The 21597-nt window shown below is 60.9% G+C and carries 20 protein-coding genes; 11 read left to right on the top strand and 9 right to left on the bottom strand.

All coding sequences use genetic code 11. From position 1 onward, the window contains the following. Positions 1 to 6: 6 nt before the first annotated feature. Both JH25_RS19160 and JH25_RS19155 read left to right on the top strand, forming a co-directional pair. Entirely contained in the window at positions 7 to 1212 is a 1206-nt protein-coding gene (locus JH25_RS19160; protein ID WP_032877458.1) for an aminotransferase class V-fold PLP-dependent enzyme, read from the top strand. Further along, positions 1209 to 1622: a SufE family protein gene (locus tag JH25_RS19155; protein ID WP_032877459.1), complete on the top strand. Its 414-nt coding sequence runs from the start codon at positions 1209 to 1211 to the stop codon at positions 1620 to 1622. Before JH25_RS19160 ends, JH25_RS19155 begins: the two co-directional genes overlap by 4 nt. Before the next feature lie 486 nt (positions 1623 to 2108). Here JH25_RS19155 and tcdA read toward each other — a convergent pair whose 3' ends face one another. After that, complete coding sequence (gene tcdA, locus JH25_RS19150; protein ID WP_371920232.1) at positions 2109 to 2918, bottom strand: tRNA cyclic N6-threonylcarbamoyladenosine(37) synthase TcdA; 810 nt, start codon at positions 2916 to 2918, stop codon at positions 2109 to 2111. 217 nt (positions 2919 to 3135) lie between these two features. Between tcdA and JH25_RS19145 the strand changes: the two genes are divergently transcribed. The 4 genes from JH25_RS19145 (at position 3136) to JH25_RS19130 (ending at position 8375) form a co-directional block, all read left to right on the top strand. After that, a complete protein-coding gene (locus tag JH25_RS19145; protein ID WP_005785555.1) occupies positions 3136 to 5727 on the top strand; it encodes a glycosyltransferase in 2592 nt (863 codons plus the stop codon). 254 nt (positions 5728 to 5981) lie between these two features. After that, a complete protein-coding gene (gene dapE / locus JH25_RS19140) occupies positions 5982 to 7133 on the top strand; it encodes a succinyl-diaminopimelate desuccinylase (protein ID WP_005785553.1) in 1152 nt (383 codons plus the stop codon). Next, a complete protein-coding gene (locus tag JH25_RS19135; RefSeq protein WP_032877462.1) occupies positions 7133 to 7942 on the top strand; it encodes a putative RNA methyltransferase in 810 nt (269 codons plus the stop codon). Before dapE ends, JH25_RS19135 begins: the two co-directional genes overlap by 1 nt. Positions 7943 to 7997: 55 nt before the next feature. Beyond that, positions 7998 to 8375, top strand: a complete 378-nt coding sequence (locus JH25_RS19130) for a hypothetical protein (protein WP_032877463.1) — start codon at positions 7998 to 8000, stop codon at positions 8373 to 8375. Positions 8376 to 8446: 71 nt separating this feature from the next. Here the strand turns inward: JH25_RS19130 and JH25_RS19125 are convergent, their stop codons facing one another. Beyond that, positions 8447 to 8656, bottom strand: coding sequence for a cold-shock protein (locus JH25_RS19125; protein ID WP_003219353.1), 210 nt, complete (start codon positions 8654 to 8656; stop codon positions 8447 to 8449). A gap of 180 nt (positions 8657 to 8836) precedes the next feature. On the opposite strand from JH25_RS19125, the gene plsB reads away from it, so the two are divergent. From plsB to JH25_RS19110, 3 genes are read left to right on the top strand one after another with little or no spacing between them, the layout of a single operon-like run. Further along, positions 8837 to 11356 (top strand): glycerol-3-phosphate 1-O-acyltransferase PlsB, encoded by a 2520-nt coding sequence (gene plsB, locus JH25_RS19120; RefSeq protein WP_032877465.1) that lies wholly within the window; start codon positions 8837 to 8839, stop codon positions 11354 to 11356. Between the two features lie 51 nt (positions 11357 to 11407). Continuing rightward, positions 11408 to 11809: a YbaY family lipoprotein gene (locus JH25_RS19115; protein WP_032877466.1), complete on the top strand. Its 402-nt coding sequence runs from the start codon at positions 11408 to 11410 to the stop codon at positions 11807 to 11809. 26 nt (positions 11810 to 11835) lie between these two features. Next, positions 11836 to 12525, top strand: coding sequence for a DUF4197 domain-containing protein (locus JH25_RS19110; RefSeq protein ID WP_005785540.1), 690 nt, complete (start codon positions 11836 to 11838; stop codon positions 12523 to 12525). A gap of 81 nt (positions 12526 to 12606) precedes the next feature. On the opposite strand, the gene JH25_RS28615 is transcribed toward JH25_RS19110, so the two are convergent. The 3 genes from JH25_RS28615 to JH25_RS19095 form a co-directional block, all read right to left on the bottom strand. Beyond that, a complete protein-coding gene (locus JH25_RS28615; protein WP_143508414.1) occupies positions 12607 to 12858 on the bottom strand; it encodes a hypothetical protein in 252 nt (83 codons plus the stop codon). Between the two features lie 235 nt (positions 12859 to 13093). Then, a complete protein-coding gene (locus JH25_RS19100; protein ID WP_032877469.1) occupies positions 13094 to 16159 on the bottom strand; it encodes an efflux RND transporter permease subunit in 3066 nt (1021 codons plus the stop codon). 5 nt (positions 16160 to 16164) lie between these two features. After that, on the bottom strand, positions 16165 to 17265 hold the full coding sequence (locus JH25_RS19095; protein ID WP_032877470.1) for an efflux RND transporter periplasmic adaptor subunit: 1101 nt from the start codon (positions 17263 to 17265) through the stop codon (positions 16165 to 16167). Between the two features lie 93 nt (positions 17266 to 17358). Here JH25_RS19095 and JH25_RS19090 point away from each other — a divergent pair, with 93 nt between their 5' ends. Next, positions 17359 to 18012, top strand: coding sequence for a TetR/AcrR family transcriptional regulator (locus JH25_RS19090; protein WP_032877471.1), 654 nt, complete (start codon positions 17359 to 17361; stop codon positions 18010 to 18012). Positions 18013 to 18103: 91 nt separating this feature from the next. On the opposite strand, the gene JH25_RS19085 is transcribed toward JH25_RS19090, so the two are convergent. Next, positions 18104 to 18886, bottom strand: coding sequence for a class I SAM-dependent methyltransferase (locus JH25_RS19085; RefSeq protein ID WP_032877472.1), 783 nt, complete (start codon positions 18884 to 18886; stop codon positions 18104 to 18106). Positions 18887 to 18982: 96 nt separating this feature from the next. Here JH25_RS19085 and JH25_RS19080 point away from each other — a divergent pair, with 96 nt between their 5' ends. After that, positions 18983 to 19603 carry a hypothetical protein gene (locus JH25_RS19080; protein ID WP_032877474.1) on the top strand — a complete coding sequence of 207 codons (621 nt, stop codon included), beginning with the start codon at positions 18983 to 18985 and terminating at the stop codon, positions 19601 to 19603. A 3-nt stretch (positions 19604 to 19606) separates the two neighbouring features. Here the strand turns inward: JH25_RS19080 and JH25_RS19075 are convergent, their stop codons facing one another. The 3 genes from JH25_RS19075 to JH25_RS19065 form a co-directional block, all read right to left on the bottom strand. Then, positions 19607 to 20305 carry an extensin-like domain-containing protein gene (locus tag JH25_RS19075; RefSeq protein ID WP_032877475.1) on the bottom strand — a complete coding sequence of 233 codons (699 nt, stop codon included), beginning with the start codon at positions 20303 to 20305 and terminating at the stop codon, positions 19607 to 19609. A gap of 81 nt (positions 20306 to 20386) precedes the next feature. Beyond that, positions 20387 to 21247 (bottom strand): DUF72 domain-containing protein, encoded by an 861-nt coding sequence (locus JH25_RS19070; protein ID WP_032877476.1) that lies wholly within the window; start codon positions 21245 to 21247, stop codon positions 20387 to 20389. Beyond that, complete coding sequence (locus tag JH25_RS19065; protein WP_032877477.1) at positions 21247 to 21549, bottom strand: hypothetical protein; 303 nt, start codon at positions 21547 to 21549, stop codon at positions 21247 to 21249. Before JH25_RS19065 ends, JH25_RS19070 begins: the two co-directional genes overlap by 1 nt. Positions 21550 to 21597 lie beyond the last annotated feature (48 nt).

Below are 21597 nucleotides of genomic sequence, written 5' to 3' on the forward strand. Positions count from 1 at the left end.
ATCACCATGCTTGTGCCCTCCCCCTGGCGCGCCGATTTCCCGGCGATCGCCACCCTGCAAAGGCAAGACCAGACCTATCTGGACAGCGCCGCCACCGCCCAAAAACCCCAGGCCCTGCTGGATGCCATCAGCCATTACTACGCCAATGGCGCAGCCAATGTGCACCGCGCCCAGCATTTGCCGGGGGCCCATGCGACCCAAGCCTTTGAGGACAGTCGCAGCAAGGTCGCGCAGTGGTTGAATGCAGGCGACAGCGGGCAGGTCGTATTCACCCACGGCGCAACCTCTGCGCTGAACCTCTTGGCCTATGGCCTTGAGCACCTATTCAATGCGGGCGATGAGATAGCCATCAGCGCCCTGGAACACCACGCCAACCTGTTGCCCTGGCAGCAATTGGCCAAACGGCGTGCGCTGACGCTGGTGGTATTGCCCCTGGACGATGACGGCGTGATCGACCTGCAAGCCGCCGCATCATTGATCGGCCCGCGCACGCGCCTGCTGGCGGTGAGCCAGTTGTCCAACGTGCTGGGCACCTGGCAGCCGCTGGAAGCGCTACTGACGCTGGCCCAGGCAAACGGTGCCCTGACTGTTGTGGATGGCGCCCAAGGCATCGTGCATGGTCGCCACGACGTACAGGCCCTGGGCTGCGATTTCTACGTATTTTCCAGCCACAAGCTCTACGGCCCGGACGGCATCGGCGTGCTGTTCGGTCGCAACGCTGCCCTGCATCACCTGCGCCACTGGCAGTTTGGCGGCGAGATGGTGCAGCAGGCAGATTATCAAGGCGCCAGCTTCCGCCCTGCCCCACTAGGGTTCGAAGCCGGCACGCCGCCCATTGCCGGCGTGATCGGCCTGGGTGCCACCCTGGATTACCTGAGTTCACTGGATCAGCACGCCGTGACCGCCCATGAAGCGGCACTGCACGACTATTTGCTGCGCGGGCTGAAAGCACGCAATGGCGTGCGCGTACTGGGATCACCGCAAGCAGCGCTGGTGAGCTTTGTGGTGGACGGTGTGCATAACGCCGACCTGGCTCACCTGTTGACCGAGCAAGGCATCGCCGTGCGCGCCGGGCATCACTGTGCAATGCCACTGCTCAAGGCCTTGCACTTATCCGGCGCCATTCGAGTGTCCCTGGCGCTGTACAACGATTCCGATGACCTGGAGCGCTTCTTTGAAGCGTTGGACCAGGCGCTGGATATGTTGCGATGAGCTTGCCAGTGGACGCGATGGCTGCGCTGCAGGCATTCCAGGCTGTCGGCGGTTGGGAGCAGCGCGCGCGGATGCTGATGCAATGGGGCGAGCGACTGCGCGCGTTGGCGGATGATGAAAAGGTCGACGCCAACCTGGTGCAAGGCTGTGAAAGCCTGGTGTGGTTGGTGGGGCATTTGCAGGACGGCCATTGGCAGTTTGCTGCCAGCAGCGAGGCGCGAATGATTCGCGGGTTGGTGGCGCTGTTGCTGGCGCGGGTCAATGGGTTGTCGGCTGATGAACTGCAAGCGGTGGATTTGCCGGGTTGGTTTGCACAACTGGGCCTGTCCCGGCAGCTGTCACCATCGCGCACCAACGGCTTGAATGCAGTCCTGCAACGTATGCGCGAACTAAGCCATACACACAACTGAATGTGGGAGGGGGCTTGCTCCCGATGGCGGTAGGTCAGTCACACATGCATCAACTGACACTCCCTCATCTACAGAACTTGATAGCAACCGACGGTAACCACGATGCGAAGCGAGCCGCTCTTGATCTTGATCTTAGGCGCCCCGTCAAACCACGCTGGCCGGAATTCGACAGGGATTTGGGGGGTAAACCGGCAGGGATGCCGGTTTAGCCGCCCCGCGCCATGGATGGCGCGTGGCGGCGGCCCCCCAAATCCATGGCGGATTACGGGCACACCGAGCCTAAGCGAGGTGCCGAGTGGTGGGGCAAGAGCGCTTTGGTTACTTTCGCGCTTTTCGAAAGTGACCCGCTGTAAAAGCGGAACCAATAGCGGCCGTTACCTAAATAACGGATATGTACTCGGTCTAATCCAACATCCTGGTCGGCCCTGAGGCCGCCATCGGGAGCAAGCCCCCTCCCACATTTTGAACGGTGTGAAACTCTGAGACTCAGAGGGGCTTGACCCGCTCCGAAGGTCTGCGCACCCCAGCCACAATCTTGTCCACCGCCTTGGTCGCCGCCACCATCCCGAAGGTAGCCGTGACCATCATCACCGCGCCAAACCCGCCCGCGCAGTCCAACTTTACGCCGTCGCCAACAAAACTCTTCTGCAAACAGATGCTGCCGTCCGGCTTCGGATAGCGCAGTTGCTCGGTGGAAAACACGCACGGCACGCTGTAATGACGGGTGACGGTGCGCGAGAAACCGTAGTCGCGGCGCAGGGTGGAGCGCACCTTCGAGGCCAGCGGGTCATTGAAGGTGCGGTTCAGGTCGCACACCTGGATCAGCGTCGGGTCAATCTGCCCGCCAGCGCCGCCGGTGGTGATGATCTGGATCTTGCGGCGCTTGCACCAGGCAATCAGCGCCGCCTTGGCGTTGACGGCGTCGATGCAGTCGATCACGCAGTCGATATTCGGGGTGATGTACTCCGCCATGGTGTCGCGGGTGACGAAATCCGCCACGGCATGCACGGTGCAATCCGGGTTGATGCCTCGCAGGCGCTCGGCCATCACTTCGACCTTGGGCTTGCCCACGGTGCTGTCCAGGGCGTGCAACTGGCGGTTGCTGTTACTCACGCAAACATCGTCCAGGTCAAACAGCGAAATCTCGCCCACCCCGCAACGGGCGATCGCTTCCGCCGCCCAGGAGCCCACGCCGCCGACGCCGACAATCGCCACATGGGCCGCTTTCAAGCGTTCCAGCCCTTCGATGCCGTACAAGCGGGCGACGCCTGCAAACCGCGGATCTTCTGTACTCATGATCATTACCCCAAAAACCGGCGCGCATTATGGACTACAGCGCGACAAGTTCGAAGCTTCCAGCTACAAGTAAAGAACTTAGGTGGACTTTCGCAGACTAACGTCCGGCTTTTCTCTGTCTGCTATACGCTCAGGGAAAGGCCGGTGTAGGATGCGCGCCGTTCGGCGTAGGCCGACACCTCTTTTCGTTCCGCACCTTTTGGAACCCGACATAACCATGGCATCGCGTAAATTTGGACTCAACCTGGTGATCGTGCTGGCCATCGCCGCGCTGTTCACCGGTTTCTGGGCGCTGATCAACCGCCCAGTCACCGCTCCCAACTGGCCTGAACAGATCTCCGGGTTTTCCTACTCGCCGTTCCAGCAAGGCCAGTACCCGCAGAAGAATCAGTTTCCGACTGAAGAGCAGATGCGTCAGGACCTTGCGATCATGAGCAAGCTGACAGACAACATCCGTACCTACTCGGTCGATGGCTCCCTGGGCGAAATCCCCAAGCTGGCCGAAGAGTTCGGACTGCGCGTGACCCTGGGGATCTGGATCAGCCCGGACCTTGAACGCAACGAGCGTGAAATCCAGCGTGCCATCGAGATCGCCAATAACTCGCGCAGTGTCGTGCGCGTGGTGGTCGGCAACGAAGCCTTGTTCCGTGACGAAATCACCCCTGAAGCGCTGATTGTGTTGCTGGACCGCGTGCGCGCTGCCGTGAAAGTGCCGGTGACCACTTCCGAGCAATGGCACATCTGGGAAAAGAACCCGCAACTGGCCAAGCACGTCGACCTGATCGCCGCGCACATCCTGCCGTTCTGGGAGTACATCCCGATGGACAAGGCCGGCCAGTACGTACTCGACCGTGCCAAGGATCTGAAGAAAGCCTTCCCGAAAAAGCCGCTGCTGCTGTCGGAAGTTGGCTGGCCGAGTAACGGCCGTATGCGCGGTGGTAATGAATCGTCGCCGGCTGACCAGGCCATTTACCTGCGCACGCTGGTAAACAAGCTTAACCGCCAGGGTTACAACTACTTCGTGATCGAGGCCTTCGATCAGCCGTGGAAAGTCAGTGACGAAGGCTCGGCAGGTGCTTACTGGGGCGTGTTCAACGCCGCGCGCCAGCAGAAATTCAATTTTGAAGGCCCGGTCGTTGCTATCCCGCAATGGCGGGTGCTGGCCATCGGCTCGGTGGTGCTTGCACTGCTGTCCCTGACCCTGTTGATGATCGACGGCTCGGCGCTGCGCCAGCGGGGCCGGACCTTCCTGACCTTTATTGCGTTTCTGTGCGGGTCGGTGCTGGTATGGATCGGCTACGACTACAGCCAGCAATACAGCACCTGGTTCAGCCTGATAGTCGGCGTGTTGCTGGCCCTCGGTGCTCTCGGCGTATTTATCGTGTTGCTGACCGAAGCCCACGAACTGGCGGAAGCGGTATGGACCCACAAGCGCCGGCGTGAATTCCTGCCGGTAGAAGGCGATTCGGACTACCGTCCGAAAGTGTCGATCCACGTGCCGTGCTACAACGAGCCACCGGAGATGGTCAAACAGACCCTCGACGCCCTGGCTGCCCTCGACTATCCGGACTACGAAGTCCTGATCATCGACAACAACACCAAGGACCCGGCGGTATGGGAACCGGTGCGCGACTACTGCGAAACCCTGGGCCCGCGCTTCAAGTTTTTCCACGTCGCACCCCTGGCTGGTTTCAAGGGGGGCGCGTTGAATTATCTGATCCCGCACACCGCCAAGGATGCCGAAGTGATCGCGGTGATCGACTCGGACTACTGCGTGTCACCCAACTGGCTCAAGCACATGGTGCCGCACTTCGCCGATCCGAAAATCGCCGTGGTGCAGTCGCCCCAGGATTACCGCGACCAGAACGAAAGCACCTTCAAGAAGCTCTGCTACGCCGAATACAAAGGCTTCTTCCATATCGGCATGGTTACCCGCAACGACCGTGACGCGATCATCCAGCACGGCACCATGACCATGACCCGTCGCTCGGTGCTTGAGGAACTGGGCTGGGCCGACTGGTGCATCTGTGAAGACGCCGAACTGGGCCTGCGCGTGTTCGAGAAAGGCTTGTCGGCAGCGTACTACCACGACAGCTACGGCAAGGGCCTGATGCCGGATACCTTTATCGACTTCAAGAAACAGCGTTTCCGCTGGGCCTACGGCGCGATCCAGATTATCAAGCGTCACACCGCCAGCCTGATACGTGGCAAAGACACCGAATTGACTCGCGGCCAGCGCTACCACTTCCTCGCGGGCTGGTTGCCGTGGGTAGCGGATGGCATGAACATCTTCTTTACCGTCGGCGCGCTGTTGTGGTCGGCGGCGATGATCATCGTGCCGACACGGGTCGACCCGCCGTTGCTGATTTTCGCAATCCCGCCGTTGGCGTTGTTCGTGTTCAAGGTCGGCAAGATCATCTTCCTCTACCGTCGTGCCGTAGGGGTGAACTTGAAAGATGCGTTCTGCGCGGCCCTGGCCGGGTTGGCGTTGTCCCATACCATCGCCAAGGCGGTGTTGTATGGCTTCTTCACCACCAGCATTCCGTTCTTTCGCACGCCGAAAAACGCGGACAACCATGGCTTCTGGGTAGCGATCTCTGAAGCCCGCGAAGAAATGTTCATCATGCTGCTGCTGTGGGGCGCCGCGCTGGGGATCTACCTGGTGCAGGGCCTGCCAAGCAATGACATTCGCTTCTGGGTCGTGATGTTGCTGGTGCAGTCGCTGCCCTACGTGGCTGCGCTGATCATGGCGTTCTTGTCGTCGCTGCCGAAACCGGCGCCGAAGGCTGAGCCCGCCACGGCTGTGTAAAAACTTGCGCAATGCACTAAACGGCGGCCTCTGGCCGCCGTTTTGCTATAAGATAACGGCCCTTTTGTGAGACTTGGCCTGGCCCAATTCTATGTGGGGGCTGGCTTGCCTGCGATGCAGACGCCGCGGTCTGACAGGCACACCGCAGTGATGCTATCGCAGGCAAGCCAGCTCCCACATTGGAATTGCGTCGCTCCAGGCTCGATATTTCCACATTCGTCCTGCGCCCATCACACGCTTTCCGGAGTTTCCCCATGACGGCCCATGCCGACCTTTCGCCGACCCTTCAACTGGCCATCGACCTGATCCGTCGCCCCTCGGTCACGCCGATCGATGCCGATTGCCAGAAGCTGATGATGCAGCGCCTGGGCGACGCCGGTTTTGCGCTTGAACCGATGCGTATCGAAGACGTAGACAATTTCTGGGCCACCCACGGCAAGCACGAAGGCCCGGTGCTGTGCTTCGCCGGCCATACCGACGTGGTGCCGACCGGCCCGGTGCAGGCCTGGCAGAACGACCCATTCGACGCCTTGATCGATGAAAACGGCATGCTTTGCGGCCGTGGCGCGGCAGACATGAAAGGCAGCCTGGCGGCGATGCTGGTGGCGGCGGAACGCTTTGTCACCGACTACCCGGACCACAAGGGCTCGGTCGCCTTCCTGATCACCAGCGACGAAGAAGGCCCGGCGCATCACGGCACCAAGGCCGTAATCGAACGCCTGGCTGCACGCAAGGAACGCCTGGACTGGTGCATCGTCGGCGAACCGTCGAGCACCACCCTGGTGGGCGATGTGGTCAAGAACGGCCGTCGTGGCTCCCTCGGTGCCACCTTGACCGTACGCGGCGTACAGGGCCACGTGGCTTACCCGCACCTGGCGAAGAACCCGATCCACCTGGCTGCAGCGGCTCTGGCCGAGTTGGCTGCCGAGCATTGGGATGACGGCAACGCCTTCTTCCCGCCGACCAGCTTCCAGATTTCCAACCTCAACTCCGGCACCGGCGCCACCAACGTGATCCCCGGCGACCTGACGGCGGTGTTCAACTTCCGCTTCTCGACCGAATCCACCGTCGAGGGCCTGCAACAGCGGGTCGCGGCCATCCTGGATAAACATGGCCTGGACTGGCATGTGGATTGGGCGCTGTCGGGCCTGCCGTTCCTCACCGAGCCGGGTGCGCTGCTGGATGCAGTATCTGCCAGTATCAAGGCGATCACCGGGCGTGAGACCAAGGCGTCCACCAGCGGCGGTACTTCCGATGGGCGCTTTATCGCCACGCTGGGCACCCAGGTGGTCGAGCTGGGCCCGGTCAACGCGACCATCCACCAGGTCAACGAACGCATCCTGGCCAGCGACCTCGATGTGCTGACCGAAATCTATTACCAGACCCTGATCAAGTTGCTCGCCTGATGCTTGCCTGCCCCATTTGCAGCGCACCGCTCAACGCGGTGGACAATGGCGTGGCGTGCCCGGTCGGGCACCGTTTCGACCGTGCGCGCCAGGGCTACCTGAACCTGTTGCCGGTGCAGCACAAGAACAGCCGTGACCCGGGCGATAACCTGGCCATGGTCGAGGCACGCCGTGACTTCCTCAACGCCGGGCACTACGCCCCGGTGGCCAAGCGCCTGGCCGAGCTGGCCGCCGAGCGCGCACCGCAGCGCTGGGTCGACATCGGCTGTGGCGAGGGTTACTACACCGCGCAAATTGCCGAGGCGCTGCCCGACGCTGATGGCTATGCCCTGGATATATCCAAGGAAGCGGTCAAGCGCGCGTGCAAACGCAACCCGGCGCTGACCTGGTTGATCGCCAGCATGGCCCGAGTACCCTTGGCCGATGCCAGCTGCCAGTTCCTCGCGAGCGTGTTCAGCCCGTTGGACTGGCAAGAAGCCAAGCGCCTGCTCAGCCCCGGCGGCGGCTTGATGAAGGTCGGCCCGACCAGCGGCCACTTGATGGAACTGCGCGAGCGCCTGTACGACGAAGTGCGCGAGTACACCGATGATAAACACCTGGCCCTGGTGCCGGAGGGCATGAGCCTGGCGCACAGTGAAACCCTTGAGTTCACCCTGAGCCTGGCCGAGCCTGCCGACCGCGCCAACCTGCTGGCCATGACGCCTCATGGCTGGCGGGCCAGTGCCGAGCGCCGCGCCGAAGTGATCGAGGCGGCCGAGCCGCTGCAGGTCACGGTGTCGATGCGCTACGATTATTTCGTGCTTCAATAGCTGACTTTACAAATATCCGCGAATGGATTTTCGAATCCCGCAACGAGGAACATCCATGCGCCAACCCGATATCGAGATTTACCTGAAAGACGCCGACGTCGATCACAAGGCCATCGCCGCCTGGCTGGGCGCCGCCCTGGGCCCTTGCTCCGACTGGGTCCAGAGAGGCCAGACCTACAAGTGCAAGGCCGGCAGCGTGCCAGTTACCTGGCTACCCAAGGCTGTAGGCAAATGGAACAGCCTGTACCTGGAAAGCGACCAGACCCCGTGGGACGACGACATCGCCTGCGCCCGCGCCGCGTTTGCCGCATTGAATGTTGAAGTGCGCTGCGCACCGGGGACGTGGGTTGAGGAAGAAGGCGAGGAAAGTGCCGATACCTGGATTCGCATCAGCGTAGACGGTGAAGAGCAGATCACCTGGAAGACCACCTGATCCTGATCTGTAAACCCAATCAAAAGTGTGGGAGGGGGCTTGCTCCCTCCCACATTGGTTCAGTGCTGAACTTACAAACCGACCACATCCTCTGCCTGCAAGCCCTTCTCCCCCGTGACCACGGCGTATTCCACCTGCTGGCCTTCGGCCAACGAGCGGTGGCCTTCACCGCGAATGGCGCGGTAGTGCACAAACACGTCCTTGCCGTCTTCACGCTGGATAAAGCCGTAGCCCTTTGCATCGTTGAACCACTTCACATTGCCGGTTTCGCGCGTTGCCATCTGTTCACTCCCACTGGTTTTTTATTGTTGAGTCGCACGTATTGAACTGCCGAGTATAAGACAGGCTCAAAAACCATCAACTCAAGTTTACATCGCTGCTTTTTTGCCGATTTTCGGTGAATACGGCACACTACCTGCCCGAGCATCTGCTCGGTTTTTTCCACTTGAAGCAGTTCGCCTATGACCCGCTCCCCGTTCCGCCGTCTGGTGTTTGGCACCTTGCGCCGACTGTTGTACCTCTGGGTTCGCTCGGAGACGATCAACCAGTCGTCCCTCACCCTTAACCTGGACCGCAGCCGGCCGGTTTTCTACGTCCTGCAATCACCCTCCCTCACCGAGTTGGCGGTGGTCGATGCCGAGTGCACCAAGGCCGGCTTGCCGCGCCCGGTGCTGCCAGTGTCGGTAGGCCCATTGATGGAGCCCGCGGCGTTCTTCTATCTCACGCCGGATCCGGATTGGCTCGGCCGCCAGGACAAGCGCGGTGCACCGCCCACCCTGACACGCCTGGTCAATACCCTCACCGAGCACGCCGAAGAGAATGCACAAATCATTCCCGTCAGCGTGTTCTGGGGTCAGTCTCCTGCAAGCGAGTCCAGCCCGTGGAAACTGCTGTTTGCCGACAGTTGGGCGGTGACCGGGCGTCTGCGCCGGTTGCTGAGCATCCTGATCCTGGGGCGCAAGACCCGCGTGCAATTCTCCGCGCCAATCAACCTGCGTGAATTGATCGAGCACAATAAAGGTCACGAACGCACCGTGCGCATGGCCCAGCGCATCCTGCGCGTGCACTTTCGTAACCTGAAGACGGCAGTGATCGGTCCCGACCTGTCTCACCGCCGTAACCTGGTGAAGGGGCTGGTGAATATGCCGCTGGTGCGCCAGGCCATTTTTGATGAAGCCGAACGAGAAAAAATCTCTGCGGAAAAAGCCAAGGCCCTGGCGCTGCGCTACGGCAACGAGATTGCCTCGGACTACACCTACACCGCGATCCGTTTTCTGGAAGTGGTGCTGAGCTGGTTCTGGAACAAGATCTACGACGGTATCAAGGTCAATAACATCGAAGGCGTGCAGAAGGTGGCCCAAGGCTACGAGGTGATCTATGTGCCTTGCCACCGCAGCCACATCGACTACCTGCTGCTGTCGTACCTGCTGTTCAAGAACGGCCTGACCCCGCCGCACATCGCGGCCGGTATCAACCTCAACATGCCAGTGATCGGCAGCCTGCTGCGCCGTGGCGGTGCGTTCTTCATGCGCCGCACCTTCAAGGGCAACCCGCTGTACACCTCGGTGTTCAATGAATACCTGCACACCCTGTTCACCAAGGGGTTCCCGGTGGAGTACTTCGTCGAAGGCGGCCGCTCGCGCACGGGGCGCATGCTGCAACCGAAAACCGGGATGCTGGCGATTACCCTGCGTAGCTTCCTGCGCTCCTCGCGTATGCCGATCGTGTTCGTGCCGGTGTATATCGGCTATGAACGCGTGCTCGAAGGCCGCACCTACCTCGGCGAATTGCGGGGCGCGAGCAAGAAGAAAGAGTCGATCTTCGATATTTTCAAAGTGGTCGGCGCCCTCAAGCAGCGCTTCGGCCAGGTCGCGGTCAACTTCGGTGAGCCGATCAAGCTGGCCGAATTTCTCGACGCCGAGCAACCGGACTGGCGCGCCCAGGAACTGGGCCCGAACTACAAGCCGGCGTGGCTCAACGAAACCACCAACCGCCTTGGCGAGCAGGTGGCGCGGCACTTGAACGAAGCCGCGGCGATCAACCCGGTGAACCTGGTGGCCCTGGCCCTGCTGTCGACCACACGCCTGGCCCTGGATGAACAAGCCATGGCGCGCCAGCTCGACCTGTACCTGGCGCTGCTGCGTCGCGTGCCCTACTCGCCCCACACGACCTTGCCGGAGGGCGATGGCCTGGCGCTGATCAAGCACGTCAAGGACATGAAGCTGCTGTCGGAACAAAGCGACGCCTTGGGCAAGATTGTCTACCTGGACGAACAGAACGCCGTCCTGATGACCTACTACCGCAACAACGTGCTGCATATCTTCGCCCTGCCGGCGTTGCTGGCGAGCTTCTTCCAGAGCAGCTCGCGGATGAGCCGCGAACAGATCCTGCGCTACACCCGTGCGCTCTACCCGTACCTGCAATCGGAGCTGTTTATCCGCTGGTCGCTGGAAGAGTTGGACACCGTGGTCGACCAGTGGCTGGACGCGTTTGTCGAACAAGGCCTGCTGCGCTTCGAAAACGCTGTGTACCTGCGCCCGGCGCCGAGTTCGCGACAATTTGTGCTGTTGACGCTGTTGTCCAAGAGCATCGCCCAGACCCTGCAACGGTTCTACATGGCGATATCGCTGCTGCTCAACAGCGGCCAGAACAGCATCAGCGCCGAAGAACTGGAAGACCTGTGCACGATCATGGCCCAGCGCCTATCAATCCTGCACGGTCTCAACGCCCCGGAATTCTTCGACAAGAGTCTTTTCCGACATTTTATTCAGACGTTGCTGGAGCAAGATGTGCTGCGTCGCGATGAAGCCGGCAAGCTGGGCTATCACGACCTGCTCGGCGAACTGGCTGAAGGCGCCGCCAAACGCGTGCTGCCGGCCGATATTCGCCTGTCGATCCGCCAGGTGGCCTTGCACCGCGTAGATGGCGCAGCCGAAGCGCTGGCGCAAGCAGAAGCGGTCACACCTGAACAAAGCCGTTAGATTGACTGAGGCGCCGGGCGGATTCCGGCGCCGTTGAAAAGGAGCTGCACCATGAAAAAGATCATTCTCCTGGGCCTGACCGCCCTGCTCGGAGCCTGCCAATCAATGACCCCAACCCCAAAAGCCAGCCTCGACGGCGAAGTGTTCTATCTGCAACGTATTGCCCTGCCGCCTGCTGCCACCTTGAGCGTCAGCCTGCAAGATGTGTCCCTCATGGACGCCCCGGCCGTGACCCTCGCCGAACAGAAAGGCCCGGTCAAAGGCCAGGTGCCTCTGCCGTTTCACCTGAGCTATGACCCGGCCCAGGTCAAGCCAGGCCATACTTACTCGGTCAGCGCTCGCATCGAATTGGATGGCAAGCTACTGTTTATCACTACAGAGCGGCACGCCGTGCAACTCAATGGCCAGGATCCACAACCGTTGCGCCTGCGGGTTGATGCAGTCGCACACTGAACATTCCACGTCATAAGGAAGCGCCCATGCTCCGCAAATCTCTTCGCCTCACCGCCCTGTGTGCCGGCTTGCTGTTCGGTGCCAACGCCATGGCCCTGGACCTTGGCAGCCTGTCCCAGGGCGACGCCAGCGGCGGCCTCAAGGATGCCTTGACCCAAGGTGCGCAGATTGCCGTCAAACAACTGGGCAAGCCCGGTGGTTTCAGCAACAACCCGGAAGTAAAAATCGGCCTGCCGGGCAAGCTCGGCAAAGTCGCCGACAAACTGAAAATGTTCGGCATGGGTGACCAGGTCACGCAGCTGGAAACCAGCATGAACGCAGCGGCTGAAACCGCCGTGACCCAGGCCCAGCCGATTCTGGTCAATGCGGTGAAAAACATGAGCGTGACCGACGCCAAGGGCATTCTCAGCGGTGGTCAGGACTCTGCCACCCAATACCTGAACAAAAGCAGCCGAGAGGAAATCCGCGCCAAGTTCCTGCCCATCGTCAAGGCCGCTACCGACAAGGTCGGCGTGGCTCAGCAGTACAACGCCCTGGCCGGCAAGGCCGCGGCCTTCGGCGCCGTGGATGCCAAGAGCGCCAACGTCGAAAACTACGTGACCGAGCAAGCGCTGGATGGTTTGTTCAAGATGATTGCGCAGCAGGAAGAGACGATTCGCAAGAATCCGGCGGCGGCTGCCACCAGTTTGGCAAAGAAGGTGTTTGGAGCGCTGTAACCCCGCACTACGACCCTACTGCGCAAAGGCCGCTGGTAACGGGCCTTGGCGCAGTTGTTTCAGGCCAAGCCTGTCACGGGTTTAACGAAACAGCGGATACAAAGGTCTGCTGGGTGATTGATACCCGTTGACCGGTTGTTGATGCAGGTATGACGGGTTGTGATACCTGGTGGGTTGGGCATAGCTAAAATGCGGGCGGTGATAATGACCTGAACTGCCATGATGAGGTCTATACGGTTGGGTAACCGCGAAATCATTTCGCGGCGCATGATTACCCAGCAAGGCCCCGAGAAAAGCCCCTTTGAAAGCCGCAATCGCATTAAAGAACGACATGTAAAACTCCATGAACTCAATGAAAAGGCCTGGCCGCCACATGGCAGTGCCAAGTCCTCTGCCTGTCCGTCAGGCATTGCCTGAGTGGAGTTACAAGGGCAAGCGTTCCATCTGAGCGACTGCGTGTTTGCATCGGTATGTAAATACTGCCCGGTGGGAATCAGGGGATGGCCAGGCACCGGCCTGGCAGAGAAACCCGCAAAAAACACATGTACGGGAAACAGCAAATACCTCGCTACGCTACCTCCTTCCTGACTCTGAACCACGCCGCGTACAACGCCGGCAAAAACAACAGCGTCAATGCCGTAGCCACAATCAACCCGCCCATGATCGCCACAGCCATGGGCCCGAAAAACACGCTGCGCGACAGTGGGATCATCGCCAGTACCGCCGCCAGGGCCGTCAGCACAATCGGACGAAAGCGTCGCACGGTCGCTTCGATAATCGCCTGCCACGGCGCCAGTCCGGCCTTGATGTCCTGCTCGATCTGGTCCACCAGAATGACCGAGTTACGCATGATCATTCCCGACAACGCGATCGTGCCGAGCATGGCGACGAAGCCAAAGGGTTGGCGGAATACCAGCAGGAACAAGGTCACACCGATCAGGCCGAGGGGGGCAGTCAGAAAAACCATCGCCGTGCGTGAGAAACTGCGCAATTGCAGCATCAGCAAAGTCAGCACCACCACGATGAACAGCGGCACGCCGGCCTTCACCGAGTTTTGCCCGCGAGCAGAGTCTTCGACGGTGCCACCCACTTCCAACAGGTAACCGTCCGGCAGTTCGGCACGCACACCTGTGAGCGTCGGCAGGATCTGCTGCACCAAGGTCGCCGGTTGTTCCTTGCCGTAGACATCGGCACGCACGGTCACGGTCGGCAGGCGGTTGCGGTGCCAGATGATGCCTTCTTCGAAACCGTATTCGAGGGTGGCGATCTGCGACAGCGCCACGCTTTTACCATTGTCAGTGGGTACGGCAAGGCTCGGCAGCAGCGACAACTCGGTGCGTTCGTGGACGGTACCGCGCAGGAGGATCTCGATCAATTCGTTGTCCTCCCGGTATTGGCTGACGCTGGAACCGGTCAGGGAACTCTGCAGGAATTTCGACAGGTTGGCAGTACTCACGCCAAGGGCGCGCGCCCGGTCCTGGTCGATATTCAGATACACGATTTTGCTCGGCTCTTCCCAGTCCAGATGCACGTTAACCACGTGGGTGTTTTCGCGCACCTTGGCCGCCACTTTGCGGGCCAGGGCGCGGACCTCTTCGATGTGTTCGCCGGTCACGCGAAACTGCACCGGATAGCCCACGGGCGGGCCATTCTCCAGACGAGTGACCCGCGAGCGCAGCTCGGGGAACTGCTCGTTGAGCGTTTCAATCAGCCAGGTGCGCAGGCTTTCACGCTCCTCGATGGTGTTGGCCAACACCACGAACTGCGCGAAGCTGGCGGCCGGCAGTTGCTGGTCCAGCGGCAGGTAGAACCGCGGCGAGCCGGTGCCCACGTAGGCCACATAGTTTTCGATACCCGCGTGCGCCTTGAGCAATACCTCCAGACGCTTGACCTGCTCGGCGGTGTTGCTCAGGGAGGCGCCTTCGGCCAGTTTCAGGTCGACCATCAGTTCCAGGCGCCCGGAAGCAGGGAAGAACTGCTGCGGTACAAAGCGGAACAACGCGACCGAGCCGATAAACAACAGCAGGGTCAACACGATGACCGTCTTGCGCCGACGTATACACCACTCCACCAAACGTCTTACACGCTGGTAGAAAGGCGTGCCGTAGGGATCCGGGCCGTCGGTGCCGTGCTTGGCCGCGTGAATTTTCGCCAGGTCCGGCAGCAGCTTTTCCCCGAGATACGGTACAAAGACCACGGCAGCCACCCAGGAGGCCAATAAGGCAATGGTCACCACCTGGAAGATCGAGCGGGTGTATTCACCGGTGCTCGACTGCGCAGTGGCAATCGGCAAAAAACCCGCCGCCGTGATCAAGGTACCGGTGAGCATGGGGAATGCTGTGCTGGTCCAGGCGAAGCTCGCAGCCTTGAGCCGGTCGTAGCCCTGCTCCATTTTGATCGCCATCATTTCCACAGCGATGATCGCGTCATCCACCAGCAAACCCAGGGCCAGCACCAGAGCGCCAAGGGAAATCTTGTGCAGGCCGGTGCCCAGGTAATACATGCAGGCAAATGTCATCGCCAGTACCAGCGGGATCGCCAGGGCGACCACCATGCCGGTGCGCACACCGAGGGAGAAAAAACTCACCAGCAATACAATGGCCAATGCCTCGGCGAGCACCTGGACGAATTCGCCGACGCTGGTCTTCACCGCTGCCGGTTGGTCGGACACCTTGCGCAGCTCCATGCCCGCAGGAAGGTTCTTTTGCAGGCGTGCGAATTCACTCTCAAGAGCTTTGCCCAGTACCAGAATATCCCCACCGTCGCGCATGGCCACGGCCAGGCCGATGGCGTCCGCGCCCATATAACGCATGCGCGGTGCCGGTGGGTCGTTGAAGCCCCGATGGATATCGGCCACGTCTCCGATACGAAAGGTGCGATCGCCCACTCGAATCGGGAAGTCGCGAATCTGCTCCACGGTTTTGAAGTTGCCCGACACGCGCAACTGCACACGCTCGCTCGGGGTTTCAAAAAAGCCGGCGGTCGATACGGCATTTTGTTCCTGCAACGCCTGCTGTACTGCGGCCAACGGCAAACCCAGGGTGGCAAGCTTGAGGTTGGACAGTTCGATCCAGATCTTCTCGTCCTGCAGGCCAAGCAACTCGACCTTGCCCACGTCCGGCACCCGTTGCAGCTGAATCTGGATGCGGTCGGCGTAGTCCTTGAGCACCGCATAGTCAAAACCATCGCCGGTCAGGGCGTAGATATTGCCGAAGGTGGTGCCGAACTCGTCGTTGAAAAATGGCCCCTGGATATCCGGTGGCAAGGTTTGGCGGATGTCGCTGATTTTCTTGCGCACCTGGTACCACAACTCAGGAATTTGCGCCGAACGCATCGAGTCGCGGGCGATGAAAGTGACCTGGGATTCGCCAGGGCGCGAGAAAGACACAATGCGCTCGTACTCACCGGTCTCCATCAATTTTTTCTCGATGCGTTCGGTAACTTGGCGCGACACCTCCTGGGCCGTGGCGCCGGGCCAGTTGGTCTTGATCACCATGGCCTTGAAGGTAAAGGGCGGGTCCTCGCTTTGCCCCAGCTTGGTGTAGGACAAGGTGCCGACCACGGCCAGCAGGATCATCAAAAACAGTACGATCTGGCGATTACGCAGCGCCCATTCGGAAAGATTGAAACCCATCGGGATTACTCCTTGGCCGCCAGATTCACGACACGGTTGGAGCGATCCACAGGGCGCACTTGCTGGCCCTCATGCAGCACATGCACGCCTGCGGCGACCACCCAGTCGGTGGGAGCCAAGCCTTCGAGCACCGGCACGTTTTTTTCACCGAACGCACCAATGCGCACCGTCGTACGCTCAAGGGTGTTGTCCGGCTTTACCCGCCAGACGAAGGACGCGCCGTTCTCTGCGCTGAGGGCAGACAGCGGTACCGAGAGCGCAATGACGCCGTCGGTTTGTATGAATACGCGCGCGCTCTGGCCCAGTTCGGCAGGGACTTTACCGCCGGTGAAGGCTACACGGGCGGCGAAGGTGCGGGATTTCGGGTCGGCTGCGGGTGACAGTTCACGGATGCGTCCGGCGAAGCGCTGTTCGGGCTGGCTCCACAACTCTACCGACACCGGCTGGCCGACCTTGAAGCGGCCGAAGCCTTGCTCGGGCAGGCTGATCAGCACTTCGCGCTCACCATCGGTGGCCAGGGTAAACACGGTCTGGCCCGCCGAGACCACTTGGCCGACTTCGACAGCACGCTTGGCGACCACGCCGTCCTGGGGCGCGCGCAGCACAGCATAGCCGGCCTGGTTGCTCGACACGTCGAACTCGGCCTTGATCTGCTTCAGGCGCGCTTCACCTGCTCGGTAGAGGTTTTCGGCGTTGTCGTACTGCGAGCGGCTGACCATCTGACGGTCCATCAGGGTCTTGTAGCGATCGCGCTCAGCGCGCACCAGGTTCAGATTGGCCTCAGCGCCGGCCACTTGGGCACGGCTGGCTTCCAGTTGCAGGCGCACATCCTGGGGGTCAAGTTCAGCCAGTGGCTGGTTGGCCTTGACCCGCTCGCCCTCTTCCACCAGCCGCTTGCTGACTTTGCCGCCGATGCGAAAGGCCAGGTCCGGCTCATAACGGGCACGTACTTCACCGGGGTAGCTGTCCATTGCCTGTGCCGAGGGCTGCGGTTGCACCACCATGGCGGGGCGGACGGTGGCCTGGGTCGCTTCTTCATGGCCGCAGGCGGCCAATAAAAAGACCAGGCTGACAGGCAAAGCAAGGGGCAGGAACGCGCTGCGCATGCTGAAGGACCTTTCGCAAATGGAGCTTGGAATAATTATACTGGCCGGTATGTTATTAATACCAAACTCGCCAGTCCAGTATTAAAGGTGAAAATGTCCGACAATCCTGTGAACACCGCCAGCCCCGGGCGTCCCAAGGACATGGCAAAACGCCAGGCAATCCTCGAAGCCGCGAAATCCCTGTTCCTGGGCAATGGCTACGCGAACACCAGCATGGATGCCGTCGCGCTTGCGGCGGGCGTCTCGAAACTCACCGTCTACAGCCACTTCACCGATAAAGAGACGTTGTTCACCGCGGCGGTAGTGGCCAAATGTGAAGAGCAATTGCCGGTGATGTATTTCGAGCTCCCCGAAGGCATGCCCGTAGAGACGGTATTGCTGAACATCGCACGGGGCTTTCATCGGCTGATCAACAGCGAGGAGTCGGTGAACCTGCATCGCCTGATGATGACCACCGGCAATCAGGACGTGAAGCTCTCGCGGATCTTCTTCGAAGCCGGCCCCATGCGCATGTTGCAAGGCATGGAGCGCCTGCTCGGCAAGATCGACCAGAGCGGTGCCTTACACATCGACAACCCCTTCAAAGCGGCGGAGCACTTCTTTTGCCTGCTCAAGGGCACCGCGAACTTTCGCCTGTTGTACGGCTGCGGCGGGCAACTGAGCGCAGAAGAGGCAGAAGAACATGTGCAGGACGTGGTGAAGTTGTTTATGCGGGCCTATCGCAGCCCGGTCTCGACAACAGCGTAGGGTGCAGCAACCGACCGTAACCATCGGGAGCAAGCCCCCTCCCACATTTGGATCTCGCAGCATCACGAATATGAGTGCTGTTGCTTGCAGCTTATGGCTTGAGCGCTTTCTTGGGATAAATATCGTAGCGGCTGGACTTGCCATCCAACGCATGACTCGGCTTGGGCCCGTCAATGCACGGCGCCTTGCGCGGGCGCTTGACCACCACACGGTGGCTGGCCAAAGCCAGGGCGGCAGCGAGCAAGGCCGGTGCATCCGGATCATCGCCCACCAACGGTCGAAACAGGCGCATTTCCTTCTTCACCAGGGCGGTTTTCTCACGGTGTGGAAACATCGGGTCCAGGTAGATCACCTGGGGCGGCTCGCCCTCCCAATTGAGCATCACATCGATGGAGTTGCCCTTGAGCAGCTTCATGCGCGCCACAATCGGTGCCACTTCAAAATCCTGCGCAGCGCGTGCCAGGCCGTCTTCGAGCAAGGCACCGATCAACGGCTGGCGTTCGATCAGGCTCATCTCGCACCCCAGGCTGGCCAATACGAACGCGTCCTTGCCCAACCCGGCCGTGGCGTCCAGCACCTTGGGCCGTACGCCTTGGGCGATGCCCACGGCCTTGGCGATCATTTGCCCACTGCCACCGCCATATAAACGCCGATGTGCCGCGCCGCCTTCGACAAAGTCGACCCGCACCGGCCCCGGCGCATCGGGCCCAAGCTGCTGCAATTGCAGGCCCTGCTCGCCCACTTGCAGGGAAAAATCCGCATCCGCCACCTGTAAAGGCAAGCCCAGCAGCGAAGCCCACTGCTCGGCGCAGGCCTGGAAACTGTCGGCCAACGCCTCGACTTGGATGCGGCTGGCCGCTGGTTGTTCGTTCATCAATCGCTACGCTCAAAAATATTAAGGATCGGCAAACAGCGGCCGATAAAAACAGCAGTCAGGTATTTTGCCAGAGCTGAGCGTCGACCGAGAAAAATGTCAGACATTCTTCCCCTAACCATCGGTGTACTGCCGACCCACAACCACTACGGCCTGCGCAATACTCAAGCGCTGGCCGGGGTGAGTCATGTGTGGCAGGACTTCTTCGCCCGGGCGCTGGCCGAACAGCTCGGTGAAACGCCGCAGGCACTGGCCGCCAAGGCGCCTGCACCTGCCGACCCTTCGGTCGAACCCGGCGAAGGCGCCGACATGCTCTCGCAGATCCTCACCCAGCGTGAGTGTGACGTGAAAGACACCGAGATCGCCCCGCCTGAGCCGCTGTTCCTGCCGATTGCCGAATTCGAAACCGAGTTGCTGCCACCGGCGCCGATACCCTTCCCGGAAGAAGAACTCGTCGCCCAGCAGCGCCAGCAGGACTTCGACAGCGGTTGGGTCCGCCCGATTGTGCTGAACGCTGGCCAACCACTACCAGAGCCCGGCCCGGCCCCCGAGCCACGCACACTGCACTTGCCGATTGCCGAGTTCGAACTGGACCTGTTGCCACCGGCTGCCGAGCCATACCCCGAAGAAGAATTGATGGCGCAACAGAAGGCGCTGGATTTCGACTACTACTGGGCGCGCCCACTGGTGACCCACAACCTGCGCCTGGCCGCTTAAGCCTCAGCGACACACCCACCATCGCCCCATATCCAGGTGAAAATGGTTGCGGTGAGCAGCGTTGTAATCCGGGCTCAGCACCACGTTGAAATCATCACAGGCACCATCGCGCACCAAGCGCAGGAAACGCGCACTGTCGCCCTCCCCCGGCCAATCCTTCAACACGCTGATGCTGCGCCCGTCCGCCAGACGAAAACCGGAGATATCCAAGGCATTGGCCGAGGCATGTTGGCTCAGGCGCCCGTCGGCACGGTTGTAAACATTACGGCAGGCAAAGCTGCCCAAATGCTCGACCCGACTCACCGCCTGGCCGAACACTGCCTGGGCCGCCGGTTGCAGGCTGTGACGCTCGAACAACGCGAACGCCACAGCCAGGGGGCAACTGGCCAGAAAGCTGCTGCTCAGAGCCACCTCAGCGCCCTGCACACGCAGGACATTGCGCAACGGGCACGCCGCATCGGCAGCGGTATCCGCCTGACGGCTGACCCGCAGGCCGGAGGTTTTCAAGACTTGGTCACACAGCGCCGGATCATCCTGCAAACGGCTGAGCTTGTAGCGCGTGAGCAGGTTGGGACTGGCGCGCACATCCAGGGGTGCCCAGGGGTTCCACTCAGCCGGCATCGGCACCCAGCCACGCCAGACGCCCAGCGCGAAAGCGCCCGCCAGCAGCAACAGCAGGCCCAGCACTTTTATCGAACCCACGGCTCAATCCTTGAAAAATCGGATGTCTAGGGGGCGTTCTCAATTAGTTTCCCCGCCGGGGAAACTAATTGAGAACGCCCCCTAGAGTAACCCCAGTTGCTGCGCAACGGGCTCTCGATGCAGGGTGGGCAGCGGCGGCAGGCCGGGCAGGCGCGCCATCAGCTGTGCATGAAAGCGCAACGCCAGTTGTGCCGCGAGGCGGTTGTCCGAGGTGTGCAGGAATATGTACGGCGTGCGTCCCTCTTCGATCCAACTGGCGATCTTTTCCACCCATGGGATCAGGAACGGGTCATTGGCCTCCAGATCCGGATGCCCGATGAAGCGCACCTGGGGAAACCGGGTCAGCGCCGCCGGGCGCGGTGGCACCCTGGGCTTTTTGGATTGGGCGTGCAGCACTGCCGCCGAGGTTGACGTACAACTGAACAGGGCGCGAGGGTCGAGGCAGATGCGCTCGACGCCACGATCGCGCAACAGGCGGTTGAGCATACGCTCGGCGTCTCCCTTGGCGAAGAACTGCTCGTGCCGGACTTCCACGGCCAATGGACGATCAATGCCATCGAGGAAACCGGCCAGTTCGGCCAGGCGCTGCGGGGTAAACCCTTTTGAGAGCTGCAGCCACAGCGGTGAAACGCGCTCACCCAAAGGGCTCATCAAACTGACAAAACTCTCTGCCGCAGGCAATTGCTCGCGCAAGTCACCCGCATGGCTGATATCCCCTGGGAATTTGGCGGTGAAGCGAAAGTCAGCCGGCATGATCTCGGCCCAGCGCTGCACGGTAGCGGCCGAAGGTCGAGCATAAAACGTGGTATTGCCTTCAACCGCATTGAAGACTTGAGAATAGAGCCCGAGGTAATCGCTGGAACGCGCCTCCACCGGGTACAGGTACTCACGCCAGGCGTTTTCACTCCAGGACGGGCAACCAATGTAATAAGGCAAACCCATCAGATATGAATGTCGAGACCCAGCACTTCCATATCCCATTCGACAAAGCCGGCGGTGGTCAGGTAACTGGCCAGGGCGGTGGCAACGCTTTTGCTCATGGAGCGGGGGAAGACCATGTCTTGCTGGCGGGCAGGAACGCCGCTGATACGTGCGCTCCCGGCCCCCTTGGCGCTGGAGGGCGAATCAGCGTGGACTTCAATGAAGTCCGGCGAATCCTCCACGGACTCGTCTACCGTCACGTTCGCCTTGCGTGGCTTACGTTTGAGAGGGTAGGACTGTGAGGAGAAGCCGTCTATACGCATACATGCAGACTCGGTATCAATGATGGCAATTTAGCGGCACTTTCCGTA

The sequence above is a fragment of the Pseudomonas sp. BRG-100 genome (assembly GCF_000737955.1).
Classification (GTDB): Bacteria; Pseudomonadota; Gammaproteobacteria; order Pseudomonadales; family Pseudomonadaceae; genus Aquipseudomonas; species Aquipseudomonas synxantha_A.

Bases quoted from the DNA above. Each gene is read 5' to 3' on its own strand.
- JH25_RS19135 (WP_032877462.1), top strand. From the start codon at position 7,133: ATGCTTGCCTGCCCCATTTGCAGCGCACCGCTCAACGCGGTGGACAAT.
- JH25_RS19155 (WP_032877459.1), top strand. From the start codon at position 1,209: ATGAGCTTGCCAGTGGACGCGATGGCTGCGCTGCAGGCATTCCAGGCT.
- dapE (WP_005785553.1), top strand. From the start codon at position 5,982: ATGACGGCCCATGCCGACCTTTCGCCGACCCTTCAACTGGCCATCGAC.
- JH25_RS19130 (WP_032877463.1), top strand. From the start codon at position 7,998: ATGCGCCAACCCGATATCGAGATTTACCTGAAAGACGCCGACGTCGAT.
- JH25_RS28615 (WP_143508414.1), bottom strand. From the start codon at position 12,858: ATGTCGTTCTTTAATGCGATTGCGGCTTTCAAAGGGGCTTTTCTCGGG.
- tcdA (WP_371920232.1), bottom strand. From the start codon at position 2,918: ATGAGTACAGAAGATCCGCGGTTTGCAGGCGTCGCCCGCTTGTACGGC.
- JH25_RS19095 (WP_032877470.1), bottom strand. From the start codon at position 17,265: ATGCGCAGCGCGTTCCTGCCCCTTGCTTTGCCTGTCAGCCTGGTCTTT.
- JH25_RS19115 (WP_032877466.1), top strand. From the start codon at position 11,408: ATGAAAAAGATCATTCTCCTGGGCCTGACCGCCCTGCTCGGAGCCTGC.
- JH25_RS19065 (WP_032877477.1), bottom strand. From the start codon at position 21,549: ATGCGTATAGACGGCTTCTCCTCACAGTCCTACCCTCTCAAACGTAAG.
- JH25_RS19090 (WP_032877471.1), top strand. From the start codon at position 17,359: ATGTCCGACAATCCTGTGAACACCGCCAGCCCCGGGCGTCCCAAGGAC.
- JH25_RS19085 (WP_032877472.1), bottom strand. From the start codon at position 18,886: ATGAACGAACAACCAGCGGCCAGCCGCATCCAAGTCGAGGCGTTGGCC.
- JH25_RS19080 (WP_032877474.1), top strand. From the start codon at position 18,983: ATGTCAGACATTCTTCCCCTAACCATCGGTGTACTGCCGACCCACAAC.
- JH25_RS19100 (WP_032877469.1), bottom strand. From the start codon at position 16,159: ATGGGTTTCAATCTTTCCGAATGGGCGCTGCGTAATCGCCAGATCGTA.
- JH25_RS19110 (WP_005785540.1), top strand. From the start codon at position 11,836: ATGCTCCGCAAATCTCTTCGCCTCACCGCCCTGTGTGCCGGCTTGCTG.
- JH25_RS19070 (WP_032877476.1), bottom strand. From the start codon at position 21,247: ATGGGTTTGCCTTATTACATTGGTTGCCCGTCCTGGAGTGAAAACGCC.
- JH25_RS19125 (WP_003219353.1), bottom strand. From the start codon at position 8,656: ATGGCAACGCGCGAAACCGGCAATGTGAAGTGGTTCAACGATGCAAAG.
- JH25_RS19145 (WP_005785555.1), top strand. From the start codon at position 3,136: ATGGCATCGCGTAAATTTGGACTCAACCTGGTGATCGTGCTGGCCATC.
- JH25_RS19160 (WP_032877458.1), top strand. From the start codon at position 7: ATGCTTGTGCCCTCCCCCTGGCGCGCCGATTTCCCGGCGATCGCCACC.
- plsB (WP_032877465.1), top strand. From the start codon at position 8,837: ATGACCCGCTCCCCGTTCCGCCGTCTGGTGTTTGGCACCTTGCGCCGA.